This window comes from Sulfuracidifex metallicus DSM 6482 = JCM 9184, assembly GCA_032834875.1.
Classification (GTDB): domain Archaea; phylum Thermoproteota; class Thermoprotei_A; order Sulfolobales; family Sulfolobaceae; genus Sulfuracidifex; species Sulfuracidifex metallicus.
In genome coordinates this window covers 1,018,584-1,043,270 of the sequence record CP135238.1, presented here as the reverse complement: position 1 = coordinate 1,043,270, position 24,687 = coordinate 1,018,584, and the positions used below count along the sequence as shown (strand labels likewise).

21 protein-coding genes, 4 pseudogenes and 1 CRISPR repeat array (1 of these 26 cut by a window edge) are annotated in these 24,687 nt (G+C 39.7%); of the genes and pseudogenes, 10 read left to right on the top strand and 15 right to left on the bottom strand.

Annotation, left to right across the window (positions count from 1 at the left end):
- Positions 1–836: a CRISPR direct-repeat array (repeat unit 30 nt; unit sequence GTTTCAAGCCCTCTAAGGATCTCTACAAAC); it reaches 4,375 nt to the left of the window's first position.
- Between the two features lie 578 nt (positions 837–1,414).
- From RQ359_RS05975 to RQ359_RS05960, 4 genes are all read right to left on the bottom strand, one after another.
- Positions 1,415–1,642 carry a hypothetical protein gene (locus RQ359_RS05975; RefSeq protein ID WP_156017466.1) on the bottom strand — a complete coding sequence of 76 codons (228 nt, stop codon included), beginning with the start codon at positions 1,640–1,642 and terminating at the stop codon, positions 1,415–1,417.
- A gap of 2 nt (positions 1,643–1,644) precedes the next feature.
- Positions 1,645–2,658, bottom strand: coding sequence for an MFS transporter (locus RQ359_RS05970; RefSeq protein ID WP_156017469.1), 1,014 nt, complete (start codon positions 2,656–2,658; stop codon positions 1,645–1,647).
- A 1,061-nt stretch (positions 2,659–3,719) separates the two neighbouring features.
- Complete coding sequence (locus RQ359_RS05965; protein ID WP_083477049.1) at positions 3,720–4,439, bottom strand: AIM24 family protein; 720 nt, start codon at positions 4,437–4,439, stop codon at positions 3,720–3,722.
- 4 nt (positions 4,440–4,443) lie between these two features.
- A complete protein-coding gene (locus tag RQ359_RS05960) occupies positions 4,444–4,857 on the bottom strand; it encodes a zinc ribbon domain-containing protein (RefSeq protein ID WP_083477050.1) in 414 nt (137 codons plus the stop codon).
- Positions 4,858–5,054: 197 nt separating this feature from the next.
- Here RQ359_RS05960 and RQ359_RS05955 point away from each other — a divergent pair, with 197 nt between their 5' ends.
- On the top strand, positions 5,055–6,293 hold the full coding sequence (locus tag RQ359_RS05955; RefSeq protein WP_156017471.1) for an RNA-guided endonuclease InsQ/TnpB family protein: 1,239 nt from the start codon (positions 5,055–5,057) through the stop codon (positions 6,291–6,293).
- A 423-nt stretch (positions 6,294–6,716) separates the two neighbouring features.
- On the opposite strand, the gene RQ359_RS05950 is transcribed toward RQ359_RS05955, so the two are convergent.
- The gene (locus tag RQ359_RS05950) at positions 6,717–7,571 is read right to left on the bottom strand and encodes a DUF973 family protein (protein WP_054839230.1); all 855 of its coding nucleotides are present in this window, start codon (positions 7,569–7,571) and stop codon (positions 6,717–6,719) included.
- Between the two features lie 258 nt (positions 7,572–7,829).
- Between RQ359_RS05950 and RQ359_RS05945 the strand changes: the two are divergent.
- From RQ359_RS05945 to RQ359_RS05935, 3 genes and pseudogenes are all read left to right on the top strand, one after another.
- Positions 7,830–8,261, top strand: a pseudogene (locus RQ359_RS05945) (RNA-guided endonuclease InsQ/TnpB family protein); the annotation flags it as partial.
- A gap of 44 nt (positions 8,262–8,305) precedes the next feature.
- Positions 8,306–8,500: a hypothetical protein gene (locus RQ359_RS05940; protein WP_156017474.1), complete on the top strand. Its 195-nt coding sequence runs from the start codon at positions 8,306–8,308 to the stop codon at positions 8,498–8,500.
- A 335-nt stretch (positions 8,501–8,835) separates the two neighbouring features.
- Positions 8,836–9,084 (top strand): hypothetical protein, encoded by a 249-nt coding sequence (locus RQ359_RS05935; RefSeq protein ID WP_156017477.1) that lies wholly within the window; start codon positions 8,836–8,838, stop codon positions 9,082–9,084.
- Positions 9,085–9,329: 245 nt separating this feature from the next.
- Here RQ359_RS05935 and RQ359_RS05930 read toward each other — a convergent pair whose 3' ends face one another.
- Entirely contained in the window at positions 9,330–9,956 is a 627-nt protein-coding gene (locus tag RQ359_RS05930) for an ATP-binding protein (RefSeq protein ID WP_240900381.1), read from the bottom strand.
- Between the two features lie 103 nt (positions 9,957–10,059).
- On the opposite strand from RQ359_RS05930, the gene RQ359_RS05925 reads away from it, so the two are divergent.
- Positions 10,060–10,245: a hypothetical protein gene (locus tag RQ359_RS05925; RefSeq protein WP_240900396.1), complete on the top strand. Its 186-nt coding sequence runs from the start codon at positions 10,060–10,062 to the stop codon at positions 10,243–10,245.
- On the opposite strand, the pseudogene RQ359_RS05920 reads toward RQ359_RS05925, so the two are convergent.
- Together RQ359_RS05920 and RQ359_RS05915 are read right to left on the bottom strand one after the other, a co-directional pair.
- Positions 10,158–10,475: pseudogene (locus RQ359_RS05920) on the bottom strand (ATP-binding protein); the annotation flags it as partial. The gene RQ359_RS05925 and the pseudogene RQ359_RS05920 overlap by 88 nt on opposite strands.
- A gap of 847 nt (positions 10,476–11,322) precedes the next feature.
- A complete protein-coding gene (locus RQ359_RS05915) occupies positions 11,323–13,656 on the bottom strand; it encodes a thermopsin (RefSeq protein WP_162308999.1) in 2,334 nt (777 codons plus the stop codon).
- A 115-nt stretch (positions 13,657–13,771) separates the two neighbouring features.
- Here RQ359_RS05915 and RQ359_RS05910 point away from each other — a divergent pair.
- A pseudogene (locus tag RQ359_RS05910) lies at positions 13,772–14,707 on the top strand (IS630 family transposase).
- A gap of 431 nt (positions 14,708–15,138) precedes the next feature.
- On the opposite strand, the gene RQ359_RS05905 reads toward RQ359_RS05910, so the two are convergent.
- Together RQ359_RS05905 and RQ359_RS05900 are read right to left on the bottom strand one after the other, a co-directional pair.
- The gene (locus RQ359_RS05905) at positions 15,139–15,468 is read right to left on the bottom strand and encodes a transcriptional regulator (RefSeq protein WP_054839215.1); all 330 of its coding nucleotides are present in this window, start codon (positions 15,466–15,468) and stop codon (positions 15,139–15,141) included.
- A complete protein-coding gene (locus RQ359_RS05900) occupies positions 15,461–16,132 on the bottom strand; it encodes a hypothetical protein (protein ID WP_054839214.1) in 672 nt (223 codons plus the stop codon). The genes RQ359_RS05905 and RQ359_RS05900 overlap by 8 nt, the downstream gene beginning before the upstream one ends.
- 115 nt (positions 16,133–16,247) lie before the next feature.
- On the opposite strand from RQ359_RS05900, the gene RQ359_RS05895 reads away from it, so the two are divergent.
- The 4 genes and pseudogenes from RQ359_RS05895 to RQ359_RS05880 all read left to right on the top strand — a co-directional run.
- Positions 16,248–17,015 carry an ATP-binding cassette domain-containing protein gene (locus RQ359_RS05895; protein WP_083477038.1) on the top strand — a complete coding sequence of 256 codons (768 nt, stop codon included), beginning with the start codon at positions 16,248–16,250 and terminating at the stop codon, positions 17,013–17,015.
- Between the two features lie 2 nt (positions 17,016–17,017).
- Positions 17,018–17,824 carry a hypothetical protein gene (locus RQ359_RS05890; protein WP_156017484.1) on the top strand — a complete coding sequence of 269 codons (807 nt, stop codon included), beginning with the start codon at positions 17,018–17,020 and terminating at the stop codon, positions 17,822–17,824.
- A 486-nt stretch (positions 17,825–18,310) separates the two neighbouring features.
- Positions 18,311–18,589 carry a hypothetical protein gene (locus tag RQ359_RS05885; protein WP_054839212.1) on the top strand — a complete coding sequence of 93 codons (279 nt, stop codon included), beginning with the start codon at positions 18,311–18,313 and terminating at the stop codon, positions 18,587–18,589.
- Positions 18,590–19,002: 413 nt separating this feature from the next.
- A pseudogene (locus RQ359_RS05880) lies at positions 19,003–19,296 on the top strand (DNA/RNA helicase domain-containing protein); the annotation flags it as partial.
- Between the two features lie 535 nt (positions 19,297–19,831).
- Here RQ359_RS05880 and RQ359_RS05875 read toward each other — a convergent pair.
- The 5 genes from RQ359_RS05875 to RQ359_RS05855 form a co-directional block, all read right to left on the bottom strand.
- Positions 19,832–20,863: an NAD(P)/FAD-dependent oxidoreductase gene (locus RQ359_RS05875; protein WP_457921262.1), complete on the bottom strand. Its 1,032-nt coding sequence runs from the start codon at positions 20,861–20,863 to the stop codon at positions 19,832–19,834.
- Positions 20,860–21,012 carry a tryptophan 7-halogenase gene (locus RQ359_RS05870; RefSeq protein WP_457921261.1) on the bottom strand — a complete coding sequence of 51 codons (153 nt, stop codon included), beginning with the start codon at positions 21,010–21,012 and terminating at the stop codon, positions 20,860–20,862. Before RQ359_RS05870 ends, RQ359_RS05875 begins: the two co-directional genes overlap by 4 nt.
- 886 nt (positions 21,013–21,898) lie before the next feature.
- Positions 21,899–22,195, bottom strand: a complete 297-nt coding sequence (locus RQ359_RS05865) for a hypothetical protein (protein ID WP_054838926.1) — start codon at positions 22,193–22,195, stop codon at positions 21,899–21,901.
- Positions 22,196–22,331: 136 nt separating this feature from the next.
- Complete coding sequence (locus tag RQ359_RS05860; RefSeq protein ID WP_054838927.1) at positions 22,332–23,024, bottom strand: hypothetical protein; 693 nt, start codon at positions 23,022–23,024, stop codon at positions 22,332–22,334.
- A gap of 591 nt (positions 23,025–23,615) precedes the next feature.
- Complete coding sequence (locus tag RQ359_RS05855; RefSeq protein ID WP_156017490.1) at positions 23,616–24,680, bottom strand: hypothetical protein; 1,065 nt, start codon at positions 24,678–24,680, stop codon at positions 23,616–23,618.
- Positions 24,681–24,687: the final 7 nt, after the last annotated feature.

Genomic DNA, 24,687 nt, shown 5'->3' with positions numbered 1-24,687 from the left:
TTGTTTCAAGCCCTCTAAGGATCTCTACAAACACATGAGGCTCCATTTAGAAGCAGAGACGCAGTGTGGGTTTCAAGCCCTCTAAGGATCTCTACAAACTCTACCTTGACACAACGACAGAAAAAGTCGGAGAAGAGTTTCAAGCCCTCTAAGGATCTCTACAAACTTAGTTGAGACAAGGAAAATTTTCCCTTCATTACGTGTTTCAAGCCCTCTAAGGATCTCTACAAACGGAGAGAATAGCCCCCCTCACCATTTCTGGATGACCGAGTTTCAAGCCCTCTAAGGATCTCTACAAACCCAGTCTAGCAATGAATCGACTGGGAAGGTTCATGTCGTTTCAAGCCCTCTAAGGATCTCTACAAACCAGAGAGAGACGACTAACATCTCTCTGCCCTCTGTGTGTTTCAAGCCCTCTAAGGATCTCTACAAACTCTTGAGGTCCATTTTCTGACCTGGAAAAACATGAAGTTTCAAGCCCTCTAAGGATCTCTACAAACCATAATTTCTGAGCTGGATTATAGGTGGATAAAAGGTTTCAAGCCCTCTAAGGATCTCTACAAACGCTCAAACTAGACATTTACAACTAGTCTTGCAGAAAATGTTTCAAGCCCTCTAAGGATCTCTACAAACTCCACTGGTGGAGGACCTCAGTCGGAGGAGAAAAGGGACGTTTCAAGCCCTCTAAGGATCTCTACAAACGCAATGGAAATCTTACAGAATTCTGATTCGTTTGAGTGTTTCAAGCCCTCTAAGGATCTCTACAAACGGGATTGAACCCGGGACCTCTGGGTCCACAGACCTATGTTTCAAGCCCTCTAAGGATCTCTACAAACCCTGCTTACTATTACGTAAAATCTCCCTAAAAAACGTTTCTGTGAATTCGGCAGTGAAGCTGCCTCCTAAACTTACCTTTCACTGCCGAGGGAGTTTTACGTCAAAATTAATATGTTTTGAAAAACATATTTCCTTTTCCCTTTCACTGCCGAATTTTTGACTTCCTTCTACTATGTGAAAAAATTTTAATAAATATAAAAATACATCAAAATTTTCACCATGTTGATAAACCTAAACATTTCTCTCTGACGAGGGAAGTTGCTCAATTTTGTAGAAGACTCTTATGCTTGAACCTGTTTAATATCAAAGGATGTAGCCACTTGTTTGATACACTGAGCATGGATTTTCTCTACATCAATATTATTCTCCTTATTCGAATCAAGAGATTTAACGGGAAATCCTGCGCTACAAATACTCCTTCTGAACCAAGGTAGACTAAGGATTACACGGTTATACATAGACAGTTTTCACTGACTTCCTCCCCGCCCTAAAGGGCGAGGCTTTCCGCCCCCTTAACCCCCTTCTCTGTAACAAATTAGAAAACTCTTTCACTTCAAACATGTTCTACGGAAGGTAGTTAATGAAAAATCTTTCTTCTTCCATCACTCACCAACATTATGCAAGATATACCACTGATGACTTCAGCTATTAATACTACGGAAAAAACGGAACCTACTAAACCGGCAAACTTCAACAGCGATGGAAGTACAACCACTAGGAGGATTCCAGGGATCAAGGACATCATTCCGAAAACTGTCCCAACACAAGTGTTCCTTATTGGTGTCTCGAATTCCTCTGCCATCATACCTAAGGCCCCCAACCTATTGAAGCCACTGGGAATACTATGAAGCCGGTCAAGGAATGGATAAGGAGTAATGGTAACGTGACTACGCTACCTAGAATTGAGAGGAACAAAACTCCTCTCCACCCTATTAGTGTGGTCAATGCTCCTCCAGCTAGAGTAAATAAAATTGCAAGGAGAGCAAATCCCATAAATGTTAACGTAACTACCTTCTCCCCAACTACTTTGCTGTAATATTCCACCGCAAAAGGGTAGACTGCGAAAGTCAGCACGGTAGGATAATAAGTTGCAATCAAAGTGAGAAATACTAGTTTTCTTCTAGCCTTATGTATCGCCTCTCTTATTGGACTAGTCGTCAGTTCTCTTGCCTCAGTCAACTTCGTAAAGTCTGGGCTTTCCATTACCTTATACCTAAAGAAAATGGTGAGAGCAAAAGCAACTGCTCCCAATCCTATTAAGATTCTCCAACCATAATCTGTCAGGAATATCCTAGTCTCCAAACTTTCCGATAAGAATATTCCCAGCACGCCGAGGAGTATACCCAACGATGCGGTACTCAACAGTCCAGCCAAGAAAATCGGTGCCTTGTCAAACCTCCTGGAGTATTCATAAGTTAAGGTCCAAGAACTGCCGCCGTCTCCTCCCAATCCGAAACCTTGTATGAACCTGAACGCAGCTATGGCTTCAAGTCCAATGATACCTATGGGAGGCATGATAGCTATCATTAACATGGCGAAGCCCGAAAGTGTCAAAGTCCAGAACATGCTCCACTTTCTCCCCAACTTATCACTGAGATGACCAAACATGACTCCTCCAGCTGGCCTTCCTACAAGAATGGTGGAATATGCTAAAACCGATAGAGCCAGAGCTGAGGACGAGGAACCGTCGAAGAGGTGTGGCCATATCTGGGTCGATATTATTCCAACTGCAAAGAAGTCGTAAGCCTCAACTGTAAATCCCACGGCAGAAAGTAGGGCAATGAGCTTAGCGGAGTTAAGGTAAGATTTACTATTTACCATAAATTACTCAAATTACAAGATATTTTAAAGATTATGGTTTACCCTTCGTAGAATCGGAAATGATTGCGGATGGATAAGTTACTCCATGAACTTCTTATTTCTGAAAGGAGTATGGAAAGCCAAATATCAGTACCTTGATAGGTCTCTCATGAGAGGTACTCAGATTCAATGTCGCCCATGGATATGATATCTATACTTTTAAGTCACTTTTTATCCCAATGTGGATTTAGGAGTGAAGGACCCTCGTAAGGGCGGGGTGGTTCACTCCTTTGTAGGATATGAGAATTAGCAAACGTTATGTGAATGAAATTAAATGCTTATGAAATTATTCAATTTTAGAAAAAGAATCAAGTTATGATAAATTACTTAAATCTTGACTCCGTAAACTTTTTTCGCGAACGTCAAATAGGATTCTGTCATATTTAGAACCTCCTTTATGCGGGGTCGGAACGACAGTGCCTGTGGAGCTGAGACCTCTACCTTTGGCAAGCCTCGTGAAGCAGGAAGCCCCGTCCGTTAGGGCGGGGTAGTTCACAAGCCTCTCATCCCGATAATAGGTTGAAGAAAGGACGCATACGACGCCTTGAATCCATTTTAGTTTAAGTGATAGTTAGAAAATAGCTTAATAAAAAACAAGACGTGAGAAAGATGAGAGTTAATAAACAATAAGGTTCGAGTTCGCGATTCAACAATTCTAATTTAACGATAAACTAGAGCTATTTGATTTACAAAACAAATTAACAATCTCCTTAGCTTTCTATAAAAAGTTTCGTATAACTAACTACGAATTGAAAGAGATACAAGTTAATAAAAAATTCAGATTAGTACCCTCACCATTTCCCTCAAGATCTCTACTTTTCAATTGGGGAGAACTGTACCACTTTTAGGAGTTTCATCTCTAATACAAGACAAAAAGAGATTAGTTTCAACATTTCTCTCGGGTAGACACTTGAAATCTACTAGACTTTTTTTATCTGAATTAGAAGATAAATTACATGAAAGATACACGGAACTCTAAAAGAAAACTGGGGGGATTCCATATATGTTTCCTTTAACGCATATCAGAATCCTATTTGAAACCCTCCCAATGAGACGCTTGGGCCTCCACCTCCACCAGCAGGGAAATACTTGGACAGCTTGCCCACTAATTGTCCTAAAGAAGTGTTATGAACCCAAACCCTACCTGGTCCCGTCACTTTTACGAAGAATATACCCTCTTGTTCTATTGCTCCAAGGAGCATTGTCCTTAGATTTCCAAGCCTTGTTACTTGTACCTGCATATTTTCATCAAATGCCAAGAGGTGTTCTGCCTCTATCTCTATTTCCTCTCCTTGCCTTAACACGAATGAAGAAACTCCTCCTAAAGCATGAAGGAAGACGTTTCCGTTACCTCTGAAGTTTGCCAGAAGGATCCCTTCGCCCCCAAGGATTCCGGCGCCTAACGGTGCCAAAGACGCTGAATATTGAACTCCCGCCTCAGCGAATAGGAAGGAGTTACTCTCAACCTTAATTCCATTACCTTCAAGGTGTACTTGGATTACCCTTCCGGGAAGGAAAGAAGAAAACTCAGCCATCCCTGGGCCAGTTAACTCAGTTATGAAGAACCTACTACCGGTTAATTCCCTCTCAAGAGACTTCAGCAAACCACCCTGAGCTTTAAACGCAATAGAGACGGAGGGGGATTTTGCAACCAGATGGCCACCTTCCCCGTAGATGATCTCGCTAGGCTGAAGGTAAACCCTTACGTGTTGCATATCGTAACCTAAGACCCTTACCTCCATAGGATCACCAGAAGTGATGCTTCTTTATCTCCTTACCGCAGTAAGGACAGAATCTCGTGCCTTGCGGAATTGATGCCCCGCAATGGGGACAATTCGTCATTGGGGTTTGTGGAGTAGATTGCGGAGGCGTAGCTGGAGGGTAAGGTTGTTGTTGAGGGTATTGAGGCTGGATAGGCGTAGCAGAGTAAGCGTAAACTACGTCGTGATACACTTGGTCATAAACTGAGACGTCTGCACCGCAGGCTTCGCAATAGTTGAGCCCGGGCGTAAGTCTATTTCCACACATGGGACATTTATCCATGTTCATGTTTATGTCTTTTTCAGTATATAAAACGTGAGGAGCTATGATCATTTCTGATAAAATCCGATCATCGGAGTAGTTATATGTTGCTGCAGCAAGAGGTGAATTGGGATTCATCCCTTTTTGTTTCGAGGGAAATACACGCTTATGATTTGATTTAACTTAATTAGGGGTTAAGGGAGCGAAAGTCCCCTTCCGTGAGGGATGGATAGCCCCCTTACAGAAACCTTATTTTACAGTTATTAAAAAATAGATAATAACTATGCGGTACAGATTGGACAGAGGATCGCATTCATTGGAGGTGCTGAAAAAATATGTGGAGAGCCAAGGAGAAGAATGACAAGATCCAACTCTCATTCAAGTACAAGATTTACCCAACGAGAGAAGTAGAGGAGAAACTCCTCAGGGCAATGCAAATTGAGGCTAAAGTATACAATGCCTTGCTAGACGTGGTGAATAACGCGAGGAAAGAAGGGAAAACGATAACACCTAAAGACACTCAAAACATGTTGAAAGACTTGAAAATAGAAGGGAAGGATCTAGTTTACTCCAAGGTTCTTCAAATGGTTAACAACCAATTATGGTACAACATCAGCTCTCTTCACGAACTGAAGAAGAAAGGGAAGAAAGTTGGGAAACTTAGGTACAAGAAGATCTTGAAGATCATCAACTACAATCAATCTGGTTTCAAGGTTGAGGGAGACAAGCTGATCCTCTCAAAGATAGGAGAAATAAGAGTTCTCTTTCACAGACCATTAGAAGGCGAGGTAAAAGGAGTTATAATAAAGAAGAGTGTAACTGGATGGTATGCTATCTTTCAAGTCGAGGTTGAAAAGAAACCTCTTGAGAAAACTGGGAAAGTGGTTGGAATAGACTTAGGAGTGGAGAAACTTGTAACCACCTCTGACGGTGTAGTAATAGAGAACCCCAAGGTCTTTGATAAGGTAGAGAGGAGGATAAAGATTTTGCAACAATCATTATCTACAAAGAAGAAGGGGTCTAGAAACTACGAGAAGGTCAGGGAAAAACTAGCTAAGCTTCACGAGCATGTAAAGGACTTGATGAGTGATTATATTCACAAGGTAACTTCGTGGCTAGTGGAAAATTACGGCGGGATCTACGTGGAAGACCTTGGTGTGAAAGAGATGGTTGAGGACAGTGAAAGTAAAACTTTGAGAAAGCATATTCTTCATTCTAACTTTTCTAAGTTTATGAGCTACCTCTCCTACAAGGCTGAAAGAGCTGGTAGGAGGGTAGTGAAAGTAGATCCGAGGAATACTTCTAAGACGTGTGCTAAATGTGGATACGTTAAGAAGGACTTGACTTTGGCTGACCGTATATTCTCATGTCCCAAGTGTGGTTGGGCTGTAGACCGTGACTATAATGCTTCTCTAAATATTCTTCACGCGGGGTCGGGACTGCCCTTAGAGCCTGTGGACAGGAGACCTCTGCTACACATACCCTTCTCTGAGGGTGTGTATAGTAAGTTTCCTGGAAGAAGCAGGAAATCTCCATCGCGAGGTGGAGATGCCCCGTCCGTAAGGGCGGGGTAGTTCACTCTCCTGTGAAAGATTAGATTAGTAGAAGTAATCTAAGTTAATGACGGAGAGATAGCACTATGGACAGAGAATGTACAATCAAGTTATTTGATAGCGTTAAGAGCAACGATTTCCGCTCAGAATTTTAAAAACTATTCATGTGATATTAGTTGATATAGAGAATATCACGAAGATATTGGATGACTTTATAAACATAATATGAAGATATTGGATGACTTTATAAACATAATATACGGACAGTTTCTTTACATCTTCAACAGAGATCCTATTCATGAAAACATGTAGTTTACTTGGTTAATATACTCTAGTCCAAGTGTATCTAAACCTTGTATTGACTCTATTTTACAATATATATAGAAAATTTTATTTTAGAAAAGAAAAAGTATTATTTTTAGTGTAAGTTCGATTGTAAACGAACTAAGGTCTGTAAATCAAGTTTACGTCAACTGTTTGACCTGTGGAGAGGGTTATCCTCATTGTGTATGTTGATCCTGAGTTAAGTCCGCTAATCATTCCAAAGTTTGCGGAGACGTTGTTGTTCCCCACGCTTAAACTATTTGGAGATATGGAAGACGTAAGGTACTGAGTCCCCATTATCTGAGCTGACGATATTAAAGCTTGTTGAGAGGAGTATAATACGAAGGTGGCTATTCCGTTCCCGTTTAGAGTTCCTATTCCTATCTGATATACCTGCAGAGAAGATAGAGGCATCATGCCTTGACTGGCAGGAAACTGCCCGACGGATGATCTCAAATTCCTCTCCACCTCTCCCAGTCCTATGTAAGACATTATCAACCCTATGAATCCCAATATCAGCGTCGCAATGAGTATACCTCCGATCTTGGTAAGGCCGTTATTGAATGTAGAACCTATTCTATATATCCCTATTCCGAACAAGATGAAGCCTATGAGCTCCGCTAAGGCACCTATAGAGATGAACGCTATTCCCACCAAGACTAAGAGAAGTATAGCCCCAAGCAATTCCAGTATAAGTCCTATTAAAACGAGAGTCAAGCCCGTTGAGCCTATTCCAACAGAATTTATGAAATTAGAAAGATCTGACATACCCCCCTTAGCTTTCATGAAACCTAGAATCGCTACCACTAGACTAACTATTAACAGGAATATTGCAACTATGGGACTGAAAAAGGTGAGACTTGCTATTACGGAAATTAGAGGGACTATGATGAAGTAAAGTATGCCAGTCCTCAGTTTCCCCACAGCGTCGGCCTCAAGTGAAGGATTAGGATTATTACTATAATTATACGACATATTTTTCCCTAATTACTTCTATGATCGCACTTTTATATAAGTCTTCTATATTAATTAGTTACCTAAAGTAATTATCAATGTTTTTGAGAATAGGAAATGGTAACGACGTGGAGAATTTCTGCACACAACGAAGAGGTAAAAGAACGATAAGAATGGAATCCCTTTAGTTGTCATGTTAAAATTCGTTCTAACATATAGTAGGAAACTCCTCTCTTTTTAGAGAAAAAATTAAATAAATGTTATTATATACGATATTAAATCTTTGGAGCTTACACTGACGAAGGAACGTTGAGGACGTTGAAAGCAGTTGAAGTTAGCGTGTGAAGTGTACAACACACTACGCTGGGCGGAAGCGTATTTTCATGAAAGGGATGGAAAAGGACTCACCAAGACTGAGTTGAGACAACTAGCTCTCGACCTGAGGAAACAGGACGAAGAGTACAAGAAGAAGCTCTATTCCCAAACACTGCAACAAGTCGCAGACCGCTTCTACGACGCAAGACAGAGGTCCCTTCACGGTGTGGCACGCTTTCCCAAGGAAAAGAAAGCACACAAGTAGTACTCACTAGTGTATCCCAATCAGGCTGGAAAGTCCTGAAAGTGAAGGAGATCAGGACGAAAAGCAAGAAGAAGGTGATGACGCTTCAGCTGTCAAAACTGTGGATCTTCAACATCATGCACGGGGATTTCCCTGGGCGATGTTGGGACTGTCAAGGTAAGGGGGGTAAGGGTTTATGTTGCTGACGGTCAGACCTCCTTGGCCATCGTCAAGGTATCACCGGGGAGAATACTGGAGGCTTTTTCCCCTGATTAGAGGGTTGAGACTGCACGTCAGGAACAGCTCCTTCCACCCAGAGCTCGTGATTGACATAGCCAAGTTCATGAGGGAGGGGAAGATAAGCAGGAGGGTCGAAATCGCGGATGACTGAATCATGTTGGTAAACCTGAGGCCCAAGGAGCTCTGGGGAAGGAGGGTTAAAAGTCCCCCAGGCCCCGCAGGTCTTCACGCATTTTGATTAGCGATAACGCGGAAGAAGCGACTTAGAGAATAGAAGGTCGTATTTTACACAACTGCGGGGGATCAGGAACTGCAAGGAGATATAATACACGTTGATCTGGAGGGAGTCCTAGACTACGAGGAAGTGAAAGTAGACCTGATATCCCTCCAAGACATAGCTTTAAAGCTACCATATATATAACGTCAGCATCCTCTTGTCCAGGAAGACGTTAAGAGTTACTATCGTGGACACCGTAACTACGAGGAATGAACTGGAGGAGATGTGATCCATGGGCGATAAAATCTGGACTGAGATTTACATGCAGGAAGTCAGAGAACCCCTCAAGCTCCTGCACTTACTCAAGGAGAGCTATTTCGATGAATATCCAAAATCAAGGTGATGGCACAAGACGACAAGTTTTCGGTGTATGTGGAGCCACGGGAGATGAGGAAAATCCAAGGGGACATCTCCTCGTTATGATTGGGTTAGTCAGATATTCTTTCGACTTGTCCTAACAACGAGATAAGAGCTTTTGAGAGACTAGGTCAACACCACGTAATCCCGCGAATTAACTGCAACGTAATTTCCCTATCACAATCCGAGAGGGCAGTTCACATAAGAAAAGGATGAAGCCAAGTGTCGAGGAGAGTAATTACTCTCCAAGGAAGGAGAAACTGGGACGCAGAATGGGATAACACCCGGGTAACACAAGGGGTGAAACCAGCTCTAGAGGAAGTGGACACGTTAATGTTGCCATATACTACAGGGAGAGCAACCAATACCAGAGGGGAACTGCCTCCACTCCGTCAATTTCTCCCCTGTAGCTCCACGTTATCAGGGTCATCTTTTCAGGGTTAAGTTGTTCCTTCGCTTTCCTCAAGGCTTTGGTCTCCCTCTCGTCCACCTTGTCTTGGGCGTACGTCACTTGTATCAACTCCCTTGCCTTGAAATTTTCTGAGACTACGAAGTCGACCTCAGCCCCTGTGGCCTTCCCGTATTCCTTCCAGTAAAAAGTGTCGTAGCCCCTCCTCCTTAATTCCAGGAAGACTACGTTCTCCATTGCCTTAGAAATGGAGGACTCGTAACCTAGCCCCATGGGATACCCAGTGTCAACTATGTACACCTTCTTGGGGTTGACCTTCCTCTTTCTTTCGCTTTTTTCAAATATTTCTACAGGAAAATAGAAGTAACTCCCCTCATCGATGCTCAGCATTTCAATCAGTTTCTCCTTGCTCAGCGGCATTTCCCCCTTTAGCGTGTTGTACAACTTGTTCACCGAGAGAAGGGTAGAATAGCCAGACACGAGGGCCCTTGCCACAGCATCCCCCTGAGGGGTCCCACCCATGTCCCTTACCACCACCGAATCGAAATAGGACTTGAGGATCATCTTCTTCATGTTCAAGTCCCCCTCTAGCGCGACAGCAGGGTAACCACCGAAGGTTAGGTACTCCCTGAGGAAGGAGAGGAGCTTCCCCCTCTCCTCGGAGTACATGACCTGCTCTCTGTTCACCTTTATCCCAAGGAAGGTTAGATACTCCCTGAAGCTCAAGGGGAAAACCTCAAAGTTCACGCTCCTACCCCTTAGTTCTTCCGCTATTTTCATGGGAGTCAGAGACGAGGACGAGCCAGAGAGATACACCTTGGCGTTAAGCCTCTTCCTGAACCAGGAGCCTTAGTCTTTCACCGACTGGATCTCGTCCAAGAAGAGGTACTTTGGCGCCTTTCCAGTCAGTTCCCTGAAGGCCACTAGCATGTCGTCGAGATCTTCCACCTTTGTACCCCTGAGCCTTGGGTGTTCCATGTCAACGTAGAGGATCTCGTCCTTCTGGGCTAAGCCACCCTGAAGTATCCTCCTCATAGTATCGTATAATAGGGAAGTCTTTCCTCCCCTCCTTCCACCGGTCACAGTAACTATCAAGTTTGGTTCTAGCGGGAGTTTCAATTCCCTTTCCTTGACTTCGGGAACCCCGTAACTTAAGAACTCCGAGATGACGTACTTGAAGTCTTCACTCCTCACAGGATAAGTTAACTGGAAAGATATAAATTAGTGACTACCACCTTTATGGGAAAAGTGGTCTTCTCTGGAGACCAGTTTTATGAGAAACTAAACCTGATGACTATAGCGTACTTAGTCCTCGCGTCACGCAGACGTCCTTAGTCGTTACGGTCAGAACTGCAACCGCGATGAACGACCCTAAGAAGTAAGCGATGAGTGCACTTATTTGTTTGTGTGCATAGGTGTATACTATTTATATACACATATATCCTTTCTCTGTCTCTTGGATTAGCGCGACTGCTTCGGCGAGAGATAAGCAACAGTTAAATGATGGATGTTAACCCGAATCGATGAGGAAATCTTCGGAGAGAGCAGTGTATTTGTTTCTTTACGTGTGTAAACTTCCATCGTCCTCTAAAGGCAAGGTCCAACATCTTTAATTAGTTACCTAAAGTAATTATCAATGTTTTTGAGAATAGGAAATGGTAACGACGTGGAGAATTTCTGCACACAACGAAGAGGTAAAAGAACGATAAGAATGGAATCCCTTTAGTTGTCATGTTAAAATTCACTCTAACATATAGTAGGAAACTCCTCTCTTTTTAGAGAAAAAATTAAATAAATGTTATTATATACGATATCAAGGCTTCTTATTACTTTATTTTCAATATTTTTAAAAATAATTACTAATGTAAATTACGTTCTTTTTTATCTTGTTTGGTTCACTCGTTGGAAAAAAGAATATAACGGAAGTTGTTCACTTTCTTCTCCTCAATACTACTGCTACCACGATCGCTATTGCGATAATAGAAGCTATCAAGAAGGGAAGGTATTGAAGGGATGAGTATGACGTAAATTCAGCTACTGATCTAGCTCCAAGAGAGTCAACTGCAACTACGGTTACGTTGTTCTCACCTTGTGCCAGAGTTAAGGTGGTTGGAGGAGAAGAACCTTGATAGATCTTTTCACCGTTAAGGTAAACGTAATATGTCACATTTCCTACTCCTCCCGTGATGGAGTATTGTAAAGACGCATCGTGGTTGGTGTAGAGGAAACTGTTAGTCTCCTGATGTGTCACTGAGAGTATAAGGTGAGGTTTCACATTTACTGTGAAGTTGTAAACCTTGGTGAAGCCTACGGAATCTGTTAACTTCACCGTGATTTCAAAGGTTCCTGCTTTGGTTCCATTGAGGGTAAACACGCTTCCCTGGAAAGTGGATCCTTGGAAGAGCCACGATATTGTATAGGGTGGAGTTCCTTCACTCACGTTAACCTTCTCCATGACGGGGATTCCCACCTCGTCCTCCTGATAGATAAAGTTCAGGATGGGATCAGGGTTTACATTCACGGTCTTGGAGAATGACGTGACGAAGCCCAATGAGTCTTGTACTATCGCTGTAACGTTGTAATTACCCTCGGAGTAGTTCAGCACTATTGACGTTCCGTGACCGACAACCTTTCCGTTGACTAGCCAAGTGTAGTTGTAGGGCGGAGTTCCAAGGGAGGCTATAGCATCCTCAGAGACGGCCACATGAGCGTCAGTAACGTTCTCACCTTGTACCTCTACCTTGGGATCAGGGTTCACGATCAAATGACCCGTAAAAGACGATGACTGTCCCAATCCGTCGGTCACAGTTAAGGTGTAAGTGTAATTACCTGAGGCTAGATTAACTTGTGCTATTCCACTATAGTTTCCCGGGAAAGGTTCCAGGAAGAGGTAGGACTGACTTCCTCCGTCTGAAGTTAATGTTAGGTTTGCAAAGTATGGTCCCTCGCCTCCGCTCTCTATCCAATTCACTGGGATGCCGAAGTTAGCATCAGCTATGCTTGTTGAGAAGTAAGATTTGAGGCTTGACGTTTGGGAAAGGAAGATATGGGTCATCTTTCCCGTTGTAACTTCCCAAGCACCGTTCACGGGATAAGTGTTAAGGTCATCTGCAGATTCTTCCGTGTCTAGTCCAAAAGGCGTCACATAACGCGGAGAGAAGAAGTGGTTCCCGTCAAGGAAGAACATGTCCAGCGTAGCATTTAGGGAAAGATATTGGGTGAACTCACCGTTACCTTCACCGCCGAAAACCAGCTCTGCGTCATAAGCGTTCCCACCCCCAGTTGCATTATAACCTGAAACCAACATGTATGACCCGTCGTTAGGTATTAGGACTGTCACGTTGTCGTACCAGAAGGTGCCTGAGGAGTTGGTGAAGCCGAAGTGCACCGTGAAGGAAGTGGAATTTGACGTTACGTAATCCATTAAACCTAGGGAGAGAGGCAAGGAATAATTATAGGTAGATGTTCCGAAGGCGTAGTATTCCTGCAACCCGTCTAGGTAGACCGATCCTTCTCCGCGGATCAGGTTATTATTAAGCTCACTTGAAATTGAGGTAAAGTTCCACACGTTGTCCTCCACGTAGTAGGTTTGTTCCCTCGTGTTAAAGCCTATCACGTCTTGAGCCCAGTATTGCTGACTTCCTGAGGGAGTATTCACTTGGATCACTGTGTTCAGCTGTAGTGAAGCACCGTATCTAGATGTTCCGTTTGGAGGAGTTGCATTGAAAGCTGATATGGAATAGAGCTTCACGTAACCGAAAGCCTCAGTGAAGTTCTGAATGAAAGGTACCAAGCTGTTTCCTTGAGGTTGTACACCTATGTCAGCTATACCTGTGGGAGCTTTCTGTCCCACGATATAGAGGTTGCTTATCAATGCTGTACCAGAGGACACGTTGTTGTAAACTATAAGGTAAAATTCTCCGGTCTCGTTGAGCCTTTCTGTGACTATTCTACCTTGCTGATGAAGAATTACGTCATTGAAGTTTCCAGACGAAGGAAGCTGAGACGAAATCATTACGTAAACTGTTGAGTTTGAAATTAACATGATGCTAACTCCATTTGTACTGTTAAATTGAAAGTCATCGTAGTAACCTTGAGGTAGAGTAATCCCGCTGTAAAATACAGTCCCTTTGGGCTGGTTCGCCTGATACATGGAGTCTATGCCTGATTGACTCACGTCATGCATCGGCTCTGAAAAACCTAGTAAATTAGCAGAAGATGTAAAAAACAAAAATAGAAAAATCATGATAAAGATTCTTTTCATGAGATGAAAAAACACTATGACATTTAAAAGAGTTTCCTTATTACATTCTCCTGTCTTTAACATTCGAATTATGTAAGATTTAGTTAAAGCTTACGAGGAAGAGAAGGACGCTAGGATTAAGGAGAGGATTCTTGCGGTGAAGCTGCATGTGGTTGACGGTAAATCGGAGAGAGAAGTTTCGAAAATGCTGAACAAGGGTTATTCCACAATAAAATTGTGGGTTGGCAAGTACAAGAAAGAAGGTCTTGACGGACTAAGAGATAAACCTAGATCAGGAAGACCGACAAAAGCTGAGGAAGAAAAAATAAAACAAATACTAGAAGACCAGCCTCAAAAATACGGAATACAAGAAGAGTACTGGACAATGAGAACATTCAAGATAGCACTACTACAACAAGGAATAGAGTACAAGAAATCAAGACTATACGAGATAGTTCACGAACTAGGATACAATCTAGTAAAACCTAGGCCTACTAACGTTCAAGCAAGAAAGGACATGTAGGAAGACTTTTTTTAAAAAAAATAAAGGAATTGGAAGAAGAGGCTCTCTTCTTTCTAGACGAGAGTAGGGCAGTAATTAGTACGGCAATTAGGAAGGTTTTAAGATCGGTAGTAAGCCCGTAATGCACGTCAATATAGGTTTTTCTTCGGTTCACGTTTTTCTCGCTATAAACGCGTGGACCGGTGAAGTAGTTGTTGGTATATTTAGAAGACCTAATTCTGAGTCTCTTAAGTACTTCTTGAGGTACTTTAAGAGACGTTTTGGTAGTGGGAGGGTCTACATGGTTATGGATAATTATTCTCCTCACAAAACCAAGGGTACGCTTGAGGTTTGTCGTAGGAAGGGCATTCATCCCATATTTACTCCTCCCTACTCGCCTGAGCTTAACATGAGGCAGTCTTCAAGCCCCTCAAGGAATACATGAGCAATAAAGTATTTCACTCGATAGATGAAGTTGTAAATTGTATTAAGCAGTTCTTTGAGGAAAATAAGTATAAGTTTAATCTTAATGCAATAACATACTTAGAATTAGATAAAATTGAGGTCTAAGAACTTCCCTGAAATACTAGCGTAGGATATTTCCTTTACTGTTATAATACTAAGTTCTTGTTGCATGATGTTAACTACCTTCAGCCCCTAGAAAAATTCGCTACAACCTTCCACTCGGGGTTTTTGTCCCCTCTTGTTAGACCGTTCTAGGGGCGTCACAGCCAGCCTCACGAATAGGGTTTAATCCCCTTAGTGTCCTTGGGCTTATGTTGTTTTCCCATTGTCAGCTTATTTGTTTTACTCTCGTAATACTCGTTCTTATCTCGTTCCTTAGTGTTGCGTGAATTTCCCGTGGAAGAGTTTCCTTCTTAGTTAGCTAATGGAATTTTACTTAAATATTTATATATCAATTTTAATTTCTGACAATCATTAAAAATTTTATAGAGAGAACTTTCTTATAAAATCTCTTAATAGGAGTAAGAAAAGTCAGACTATTTCTCTTTCTCTTTTATATTCTCGATAATTTTAAATAAGTTCTCTACTACTTCTCTACCTTTAGGTGTTATTTCCACTATACTAATTATCCCCTTTAGCGAGAAAGCCTTTTTGTACTTTATCAGTTCCTTATCTGCAAGGACTTGTAAGTTTACGTAAAGCGTATTCTTCCTTAGAGAAGTAAAAGCTAACAGTTCACTGAATGTGAGTCTACCATAGATGTAAAGAATAAGGAGTATACTAAGCCTGACGCTCGTAGTTAATGAGTTTTCCTTCAGTAAATCCATGATCTCCTTAAGTGCTTTTACTTTTTTCTCATCAGTCATCCTTATTAGCCTCCACTAGATCGCTCATGGAGAGTGCGAAGAATATTAACCATAGAATTCCGAAGATATAATCTATAGTTACTGAAGCAAAGTAGAATAGGGTATTTTCGAATATATAATATAAGTAGAGGGAGGAGAACGTAATCGGTATTAGATTCAATGTATAGATTGCAATCTTATCATAGAACTTTCCCTCAGTAATTCTAAACTCATTTGTGAATAAGAATTTATAAAGATTTCTTTCAACAATTATAAATAAGGGTACGGAAGCCATTATGAATAGAAATAAGAGAGGTTTAAAGAAGTAGGAAAGAAATATAAAAAGGTACGTGCTTACACTTCTTATAACATAAGATCTAACGTAAGTTTTTCTAAATTTTATTTCACTAGTTATACTGTTTTTGTAAAGTAATAGGTAACTCCTAATTAGTACGTAGAATATCTTTGCGGTATAATAATTAGGTATAGACATAAGGACTACGATAAGGAGAAGAACATAAAATTGCGGAATTAGTGAGTATAACAATGGAATAGCAACTGTTAAAGAGAGTGAGTAAATACTCCACATTAGATAATACATTGCCATTGCTTTTCTTCCTTTGCGTAACAGAAACTTGTAAGTTTGTTTCTTTGCCTCACGGATAATATCAAGCTCATTGCTCATTTAAAATTCACTCTTTTTTCTACTATTTAAACTGATATCTCAGTTCATATTTTTGAATTCAGTTCAATTCTTTGAACAATTTTAATTAATTATATATGCTGGTTCCTACATTATCATGATGATCGAGTACCAAAACGTTACAATAAGCTACTGGAAATGGGACGTAATAAAAAACCTCACTGCTAAAATAGCTGGGAAAGTATTCATCATAGGTAAAAATGGTTCTGGGAAGACAACATTAATTAAGGCTACCGCAGGCTTACTCCCATATAAAGGCTCGATACGCATTGAAGGAAAAGAGGTAAAAGAAATTAAGAACTATCTAGGCTTAGCTACAAACTTGGGAGAGGTATATAACCTAGGCTATACTATTAACAATATATTGGACATCTACTCAGAGGAAATGAACGTGGACAAGGGGTTATTTTCTGAACTTTTGAAAGAGGTAGACTTAGACATTAATTTGAACTTACCGCTCTTTAGACTATCAACCGGTCAATCTCTGCTAGTTCGCAATATTCTGGCTTTCTCGTCAAAGCCAAAGATTATCTTACTCGACGAACCCTTTGAAAACATAGATCCAGCGAGAAGAGCAATAGTAGCGGAATGGATAAAGAAATTCGGAGAAGAAGGGATAATTACAACTCATAATCTTGATATTTTAGGCAAATTCCCAGACTATAAGCTTTATATCTTATCGGACAGCAAACTTTTCAGTCCTATATTGGTCAAGGATTTTCTAGAGTCTTCTGTAGTAGAGGGAGAAAGAGAAGATGCTATTTTAACGCTTCAAGTATCTGGTAAAAAGGTTTCAATAGTTAAAGGTAAAGAAGGAACGAAAATAGGCTCGTTAGGCACTATAGATAGACTTTACGGGGTGTGAAAATGAAGAATTTGTTCATATCTTATGTAAAAAGACTTACGATGAAGGTCAATTTGAGCTGGGTGTTAGGTTTTTTAGCATTCTGGAGTATTCTTTCAATGTTACTTATTAACGTTTATAAACCTTCTGACCTCAGAGAATACTCACTTTATGTTTCTTTAGGTTATAGTTCAACCACGTTAATAGCCCTTTCCACATTCGCAATAGGTGTGGCATTTGCAATATTCTTCAACACACAAGCTTTACCGTTTATGTTTAAGTTCTCTAAATTAACACCACCTAAATACATATTAGCCTTCTATTCAGCAAACCTTATAGATGCTGAAATTATCGGCATATTTTCAATGTTAGTATTCATAATGCTCACTAAGTTAGAGGGCACTATTGTCCTACCGTCAAACCCCGCACTTTTAATAGTAGGTGTGTTCTTTGAAGGATTACTCTTAATCTCTTTAGCAGTTCTTATTGAACTATTCTCTCTGATTAAAATAAAGATACTACAATACTCCCTCTTCTTGCTCTACATTCCAATGTTTATAGTCATAGCCTCATACTTTCTTTATATAGTATATCCTTACAGTAACCCTATAGTAGACTATGCAAATCCGTTTTTATCATCAATGCTTTTGACTGCATATTCCTATTACGGCAATACTTTACCCGTAAGTGTGCCGGACTATAGTTCTGAACTCTCACTTCTCTATTTATTCCTCGGAATCTTTCCGTGGATTATAGTACTAACTGTAGTTGATATACTTATGCTAAGAAAAGTATATCTAAGGCAAGTGGAAGAACAAAGAATGTTCTAAAACTTTTAAATAGATTCGTCCTCTATTCCTCCTATTACTTCAAGTATATTTTCCTAGACATTAATATCTTTTTTCCTAATATATAAAATAACAAAGATTTCATGAGCAATTATTGCCGGTATAATGGAGTCAGATACGATAACACCTATGCCATTTACTTTCTCCATATCTAAAGCATAATTAACGCATAATCTTACAAGATTACTTAGTAGTTCAAAAAAATGAACTAATAGCCGTAATTAAATATTAGAATCTACGAAAAAAGTATTGGGGATATTAACTATGAAAATAACAAATAAAAACGAGGTTAAAACTACCTCTAGTAGTATTGAAGATAACATCGAAGTAGAATTAGCTCCTGGTGCATGTACTACAACAGACATACTTTCGTCATCTAGTTCGTGTTGCAGTAGTGGTAATGTAAGAATAGAAAACACATCAAAGAAAAAATAGAATTATCAGACCCCACATAGTCACGTGATAGATATGGCTAAGAGACCTCTAAGAATTATAGTAAATCAAATATATTCTGCTTTAAAGGATGGTCCGTTAAAAGCAAGTGAACTTAGAGAAAGAACAACAGCTTACGGTTGTTTTTTTGATTTTGCAATAAGTTATCTCCTAACTTACGGAATAATTAGGAAATACGTAAAAGATAAGGAGGAATATTTTGAGCTTACGGAATTTGGTAAGAATTTGCCTACGGATCCAGATAAGTGGATATCCGAATGGATTAATGAATGGTGGGTATGGATAGGTTGGTAAAGTAAAATTTTTATGATTTAACAACCATATAATGCTAAGCATAGAAAGTCTTAGTTTATTTATCACAAAATATATACCTATATTATATATCAAGGAGGTATCCATAAAATGATTAAATTTATCGTATTTATCAGTAGTTATTTAATTCTTGTGACAATGTGGACTTTAGGTAATCTTATTATTCATAAAATGAGTGTGTCCATAGTGTAGCCACTAAGCTATTTATATTTCTTTTTTAACATCTTGTAATATTCTAATTTGTTGTTAATTCTCTAAATAAAGAATTAGTATTTAATAAGTTTATAGCTTAATAACTATACCAGTGAGATACCCAAATAATATTTAGTAATAAATTTAAAAACTCTTAATCATTAAGTTATTTGTGAAATTAAAGATTCACATGGAATGGGGAACTTGACCCATTAAAATACTGCGCCTCAGTTTATGGAGCTCAGGGTTTTGAGGCTGATTACGTCGGAGTTGTATGGGGAAGGGACTTAATATGGAGAAACAACGGTTGGACTGTGAACTCCGATGCAATAACTGACTACGTAGGCGGAAAGGAGTCTTTAAAGAGGATTGCTAATAAGGACGAAAAGAAGGCATTGGCACTTCTTAAGAATAGGTATTATATAATGCTAACAAGAGGATTGAGAGGGGTTTACGTATTTTTCGAAGACAGGGAGACTTCTAATACAGTAAAGTAGTCGATAGAAAAACCTAGTGACGATTAGCTAATTGCGCAATTGAGACGCTGTAAAACTGTTTGCATTTTTAGGATATTCAAGCTTCTTGGAAGAAGCCTGATAAGTTTCATAAAGAAAAGCTAAACCTTATATTCTGTTAATAACTTAGAGGCTATTTCTTCTCCCTCTTTAGTTAATTTTACGACTGTTCTAGTTTTCATTCAATTTCTATACAGCTTCCTCTTGAGATAATCTCTTTATAAGAAACGTCTAAAAATCAACTAATTAAGAACATACTTAAGGTATAATAATACTATTTAAATAGAAAAAAGAGATATTTCATTACTACTTCAAAGATAATTTATCAATTTTAAGGCAGAGTATTATTTTTATCTTATATTATAATTTAGAAATAATGAAATTTAAAATAGTCCAAATATAGCACAAACGGCCCGTTGAGGAAATCTATAAATGAAAATAAAAGGCTTAAAAATAAAAAGAGAATTAGATTAAAATATAAGAAAATATATAACAAAAAAACTACATAAAATCTTCTTTATACAGCCTTGTACCCGAAAAGTTTCTCGAGGTAGGCTTGTTCCCATCTATCCTTCTGTAGCGTATAGTCCCTCTTAAGCTGTGGGTCCTTTGTTGGTTTAGGAGGTTGAACTGTCAAGTCAAGTTGAAACTGCAAACTCCAACTCTCAAGCTTCCCCTCAAGATTACCCATGTAAGCCCAACCCACGAACGCGTATTGGACTGGTAACTTCTCAGTCAACCCCTCCATCTCCATGATCTTGTTAGACGCGAACATTGCGCTTTCAAAGGCTATCTCTTGGTTCTTTGGGAACGGAAGTTTAGCAGCGTCTCCAGCAGATAAAATATCGTCATACTTAGGATGTCTCAAGTCTTGGGGAGACCGTACATCAATGAAACCTTTACCTAACCCTGCCTCTTCCACGAACTTTGGAGCTCTATTAGGTTCTAGCAGAGCTAACACAGTGTACTTATACTTTTCACCGGATTTAGTGACAACGTAGTCTTCTCCGATCTCTGACAACTCTTGGTTAGTAGCCAATTGAATACCAGCCTTCTCGTAGGTCTGTTTTAACACGTCCATTATGAATGGAGGTTGAGTCTTATCGTTAGCATCAATGTGAACTATGTTGAACTTACCTCTCACCCCCCTATTTGAGAGGACAGTGTGAGCCAGCATTGCCGTCTCCGTTGGTGCTGGAGCACATCTGTAAGGAGCCTTAGGCGCATAAATCACCACAGACCCTTCATTGTCACTCCAGAGCTTGGATTTGAGCACGTTAACCTTTCCCGGGTCATATACGTTAGTGTTCTTCCACCACCACTTGTCATATCCTACAATGTCAGAGCCGTCAAATACTATTCCTGGGGCTAGAACTAGATAGTCATAACTTACCTCACCTACCTTGTTACCGAAGGTTGATTCTGCAACGTAAACTTTCCTGTTATCAGGATCCACCTTGTTTACGTTTCCTGTCATTACTTTTATACCCTTGCTGCCTACGTTTTCATAGCCCCTGATAATTCTTCCGTATTGTTGCTCCCCGGTCAATAGCAGAGCCTACTTGGACCTGATATATAGAAGTCCTCCTTGTTTATAACCGTGATCTCCGCCTTATCCTTCATCTTTTCGGATAAGGTGTTCGCTACTCCCATTCCTGCAATTCCTCCTCCAACCACAACTATCTTCTTTTTCGCCATATGTTAAACTGGCTTTCAAAACTATTTAGAATTTCTCTGGGTAAATGTTATGACGAAAACTTAAATTCGTCCAAAAGATAATTAAGACATTTAAACGATTTCGAATACATTTATAAGTAAAATTCAATGATTAAAGAATTTTAATTAAAGTATAGCAGTTTCCCTACTTTCTCTCGGAAGTAATGACTTTCTGGTTTCTCTAATGTGGTATTCAAGTAAGAGATCTCATGTCTGAACATAAAGAAAATTAACGTCTATTTTCGCCGGAGACTTTTAGTTGACTTGCATTTTGTAATCATATCGATTCAAACAGAATTATATAATATAATTTACTATCTAAAATTTTTTTAATCTATATATTAATAAATATTATGAATACTTTTAAAAGTATTTAGAAAAACAGTCACATAAGAATAATATTTTTAATTTTTTAGTTGATAAGCATAACCGATTAACATATGATTGAAATCTAGGTCTATCAATACTAACTATAAAACGCCAATAGTTAGCGAAGCTCACATAAATCTTCTGACACAAGAGCTTTTGATCTCTTTATCCGTGTATAGTTTACATTCACACCCACTACATCTACTTTTCTTTAAGTTGAATTAATAACAGAAATCTTTACATATTACATAGCTTAAGCGTATAACCTTAAGCTATTTCAGTTAAATTGTTAGTGTTATCCCCACAAAGATAACATATGTCTAAGATATCCCTTCTACTGATGAATTTCAGGTAGAGTATGGAAACGGACTTAATGATTGTTTTGAAATAATTGAAATAGTATAAGTTTGACTAAAAATAATAAAATAGGAATAAATGACACGAACTATTATTGTTTATCTTATTTTCATTCAAAGAAGAAGAGAAAATTTATAAAGGTTTAGGTCGAACATGCACCAATTAGGACTATTGCTTCAAAAGCTAGGAGGACTAATCCTATAAAGAAGTTTAGTGTAGGAACTATAAGGGAAAAGAAGTGTTTCTTCTTCAGGAAATAAAGAGAGAACAATAAAGCGTAGACGGAAGCACTGAAATCTACGTAAAGCATTGTAGAAAAACCGGGGTAAAAGACCTTTTCATAAAGAGCCATAAATAGACCTACGTCTAGTACCCATGATAAGAAGAAAATCCCTACGTAACTCAAAGCCCTAAACCATGGCTTTTGAATTAAAGACATATAGAGAATGTAAGAAAAAAGGATTTTATTTCTATATGACTAATCTTGACATTAAGCTTTGATAATGACATGGAAGATACGTCGTTTTTATGATTTTTCAGCACAAGTTCTACTTAGAAGGCTCTTCTTTCTCAACTCATTTAAACGCTAACACAGAAGTGATAATCAGGATCACTAGGAAGATTGCGTCCCTCTTCGCTATATTCCTTCCCATAGTCGAAATCTCTTTTGTAGACTTTAATTTATCCCCTGGATTTAGGAACCGAATGGAAGGTTCAATCAAGGAAATGAGAAGGAGAGGACTGTCTAAGCTAAGGTAGATTAGCATTGATACAACAACCATCCATACAATTGATGTAACCTTCTTATCAAGGTTCCTGAAGGGTATCTTATACTCCACGTAAAGCGCACCAGTGAGAATATATAATATCCAGTAAACATCAGGTAACAAAAATGGGTTCTCCACGAAATTTCCCCACACGAGGGAGAGCGATACCACAAAGGTAGTACCCATAACGTTTCCCAGCATAGTGTTTCTCTCTTTGAAAAGAAGAAGGGAAAGGAAAAGCGAAAAGACGGGCACAACCATGAGGGGAGATATCATGAAAATGTATGGAACTCCAGCCACTATAGCTAATCCAGCATCCGTCCACCTCATTCTGAGGGACATCACCTTGGGCTGAAGGTACTCCAACACAGGGAGGTTTATCAACACGACGGGAAGCAGAAGGAGAGCCCTTTCGAAGTTGACGTGAAAGGGAACTAGGGACACTATGTATGAGAAAATTCCTACGAAATATAATGCGTGATTCCTTATCTTAATCTTCAAGAGTCACTCCCTCCTGCTTGGATTTGATGTCTTCAACAAGGTATCAATGCCTTGTTTTATATCGGTTTTTATAATATTATAATTTCCGCTGTGTATAATCTTGCTCATACCTTCCGATGATATATCTCATTTTATTAGCAGGTTAATTAAGGAATTCAGAAATTTAGAAATGTCGACCTTCTCACTTGAGTAACTACCCGGGAGAATACAATTGGATGGAACTCCTCCTCGTTACCGACTTCATCGTTATTAAGATCTTAGTTCTGGTTTTTACGCTTATAAAATATCTTAAGGGATAGAAAACTCCACCAAGGTGAGAATCTACCTTCCCTATCTTCCTTCGAATGTAGTCCAAAACTTAGTTGTTAATAGTCGAGTATACATGCATGTCTTTTCCTTCTTTGAGGGCAGAGGAGTTTCTGTGGGCATAATGGATAAGGTTACACATGCATACCATAGGGTATAAACATAAAAATGACTAACAAGAAGAAAAAAATCTAAAGAAGACTAATAAAAATAGATAATATTTCTTTAAAAAAGTGAAAAAACAAAGAAGCTTAGATTTGTAACGTCGCTTTCTTCTTTTGTGACTTAGCTCTGCTGTGTCTTTCTAGTTTCCATTTTTTCTAGAGAATTCTTGAATAATATTTCGTATGAAACGGCAGTTACTCCTCCCATAGCTAGAATCCCTATGAGAACAACCATAATTGCTCCGGCTTCAAGCATGGATGGGTTGGTTAACAACAATGATGCCGGTATACCTCCCTTTACAGTGTCCACCAGTATATTACCCTCTGTGAATAGCCCGAACATCATTCCGCCTAAGAACGTGAGCGTGAATACCCAAGCTTGTTTGAAAGGTAACATGTCGTGGGTAGACAAGTAAAGTACTATGTAAAGCGACACAATATAAATCCAGAAACCAACGTTTCCAACTGCGTTTTGGAAAACTAAAGGTAACCAAAGGTAACTGCTAGCGAGGAAGAGCACGTTAGCTAAGCTCAAGGATAACGCACCTAAAGCGAACCTTTCCTTGATTCCATAGAAAGCCACCGTGAAGAAGACTACGTACATTACAACGCCTAAGAAGAACACCCAGTTAAACGCGTTAAATATCATGGTCATATATTCTGGGTAAAAGACTTGAACTCCAGGAGAGTTATGCATAACCACTGAGAGCTGATGATTCTCCAACACACTTGCCACAGTGGAGAGCGGTAAGCTTAGCCCTATCCCATAACCGCTGAACACTGAGGTGAAGAGACTGTTACCTATGAGAGCTACAATTAATGCAAATGGAGTTGCAAGCAACAGATACTTTTTGGAGCTTTCGTCCTTCTCAACGGATTCGGCTCCTTCAGCCGACCCTATAAGGTAATGATGGAAAGCCAAAATCACTATAAGAACCATGAGAAGTCCGAACAGAGCCTCACCGGTTGCGAACATAACAGGAGCAAAGAGTCCGTCCAATGAAACCACAAGGTAAACTAGCGATGTTGCAATTATAGCCCATATTGAACCTACAACCAGGTTCATCTTCTCCTTGTACTTATCAAACTTGCACACTGGCAGCATAACAAGGGAGCCTACTTCCATCATGAACATGGCGACGAACCAGGAGAGTGGAACGAAGAACAGTAAAACGTAAGGATTCATTTTATCT